Annotated in this window: 2 protein-coding genes and 1 pseudogene; 2 read left to right on the top strand and 1 reads right to left on the bottom strand. The window is 72.4% G+C overall.

Going from position 1 to position 2,237, the window contains the following annotated elements; genetic code table 11:
- On the top strand, positions 1-235 hold a 235-nt coding region (locus tag ACFQ4O_RS17025; RefSeq protein WP_378777497.1), incomplete at its 5' end, for a transposase.
- Between the two features lie 298 nt (positions 236-533).
- Here ACFQ4O_RS17025 and ACFQ4O_RS17020 read toward each other — a convergent pair.
- Positions 534-1,001 (bottom strand): peroxiredoxin, encoded by a 468-nt coding sequence (locus tag ACFQ4O_RS17020; RefSeq protein ID WP_378777495.1) that lies wholly within the window; start codon positions 999-1,001, stop codon positions 534-536.
- 152 nt (positions 1,002-1,153) lie between these two features.
- Here ACFQ4O_RS17020 and ACFQ4O_RS17015 point away from each other — a divergent pair.
- Positions 1,154-2,237, top strand: a pseudogene (locus ACFQ4O_RS17015) (DUF3971 domain-containing protein); the annotation flags it as partial.

Below are 2,237 nucleotides of genomic sequence, written 5' to 3'. Positions count from 1 at the left end.
CGCGCGCCGCGGACAGCGCGCGATCGCCGGCGGCCGGCGGCGCGTGCGCCGCGCGCTCTACATGGCCGCCGTCGCCGCCATCCGGACGAAGCAGCGCTTCGCCGCGACCTACACAGCCATGCGCGCGAACGGAAAGCCGCCCAAGGTCGCCCTCGTCGCCATCGCGCGAAAGCTCGTCACCGTCGCAAACGCCGTCCTGAGAGACCGAACACCTTTCAAAAACGCCACAGCATGAAAACACAGTTGCCGGCTCAAGGCCGGGACAAGGAAAGGAGGAGCCTTGTCCGCCTGCAGCGGACCGTAGCGCCGAGCCAGCGCGACGGCGGGGGTCGAGCGCCTCTTGTCCCGGCCTTGAGCCGGGACCCAGAAACACTGGCGTTTCAGAACAAGCCGCGGCGGGCGGGGAGCTTTATCCTCAAGCGGCGGCGGCTCTGGGTCCCGGCTCAAGGCCGGGACAAGAGAAGAAGGGGCGCGCGGCCAGAGGGCGGCCGCCACGCCCAGAACGCGCCCGCCTCAGCCGCAGCGCGTCCTTCTCAGAGCGCCTTGACGGCCGCCAGCACCTCGTCGGCGTGGCCGTCCACCTTCACCTTGGGCCACACCCGGGCGACGCGGCCTTCGGCGTCGATCAGCACCGTGGTGCGGATCACGCCCAGCGTGATCTTGCCGTAGGTGTTCCTCTCGCCCCACGCCCCATAGGCCTTGAGCATGGCCTTCTCCGCGTCGGAGGCGAGCGGGAACTCGAGGCCGTATTTCTCGCGGAACGCGTCGTGGCTCGCGAGGCCGTCCGGGGAGACGCCGATGATCTCGGCGCCGGCTGCGGCGAATTCGGCGCGCAGGCCGTTGAAGGCGATCGCCTCCTTGGTGCAGCCGCTGGTGTCGTCCTTGGGGTAGAAATAGAGCACGACCTTGCGGCCCTTCAGGTCGCCGAGCCGGATGTCGCTGCCGGTCGCGGGCAGGGTGAAGTCCGGCGCGGGCGCGCCGACGGAGAGGGCGGAGGACATCATCAGGCTCCATCGTCCGGGATCGGACGTCCGTGGTAACCCAAGGCTTGTTCCGCGTCAGCCTATGACCGACTCTGACCGGATCGAATCACATCGCTGGAGGCGCCCGCTTCGACGCCGGGCCCTTGAGTTAAGGAGCCCCCGCTCGACTCATGGCTGCGCCGAAACAGACCGTCGTGCGACCTGTCGCCGGACGACGCGGAGCGGCGGCGCCCGAGCGGGCGGGCGCGGGACCCTCGCGCGTGCTGTCGGGCCGCCGCACGCTCCGGCTGGCGCTCGCGGGGCTCGGCGGTCTGGCGCTGACCTTCGCGGCGCTGTGGCTCGCCATCCTCTACATGCCGATCCCGGCCTCGCAGGTGGCGCCACGGGTCTCGGCCGCGATCCAGCAGCGGCTCGGCGACGACTATGTGGTCTCGGTGGCCGACGCCGAACTCCACCGCGGCGGGCAGGGCGTCGAGCTGCGGCTGGTCGATCTCGCCATCGCCCGGAAGAACGGGCCGGTGGTGGCGGAGGCGCCGCGGGTGGAGCTTCGGGTCGACGGCCTGAGCCTGCTCACCGGCGCGGTCCGGGTGCGCTCGGTCCACGTCACACGGCCGACGCTCGACATGCAGTTCGAGCAGGCGGTGGGCGCGGCCTCGGTGCAGGCGGACATGGCTCGCCGCGTCCGGACCGCCATCGCCGATCTTGATCGGCTGCTGGGACCGGACGGCGCCGCCGGCGCGCTGGAGGAGGTGGACGTCTCGGAGGCGACGGTGCGGGTCTCGTCCAGCGAGGCGGCGCCGCTGCTGAACGGCGTCGATCTGCGCCTGTCCCGCGCCGCGGGCGGGTCGCTCGCGCTCACCGCCTCCGCCGCCCGCAGCGCCGAGCGCTGGACCACGGCCGTCACCGTCTCCGCCGAGGACGCAGGGCAAGCGCGCACCATCGATCTCGGGCTCGAGAACGTGGATCTCGGCCCCTATGTCGCCTCCTTCGTCCACAAGGCCGGCGCTCCGCCGCTGTCGGGGCGGCTGTCGGGCCATCTGAACGCCCGCATCGGGGCGCAGGGCAAGCTTCTGGCCGGCGGCGGGCGGGTGTCCGCGCGCGCGCTCCGGGTGGCGGTGCCCGGCGAGCCGGACGGAACCGCGCTCGACTTCGACGCCATCGACATCGACCTCGGCTGGGACGCGGCCGCCGACGCCGTGCTGATCGAGCGCGCCGCGCTGTCCGGCTCCGGGGGGCGGGCCACGTTCTCAGGAC

Source organism: Methylopila musalis (assembly GCF_042679725.1).
GTDB classification, from domain to species: domain Bacteria; phylum Pseudomonadota; class Alphaproteobacteria; order Rhizobiales; family Methylopilaceae; genus Methylopila; species Methylopila musalis.
Note: the sequence above shows the minus strand (reverse complement) of the source record. Positions and strands in the feature narration are given on the sequence as shown.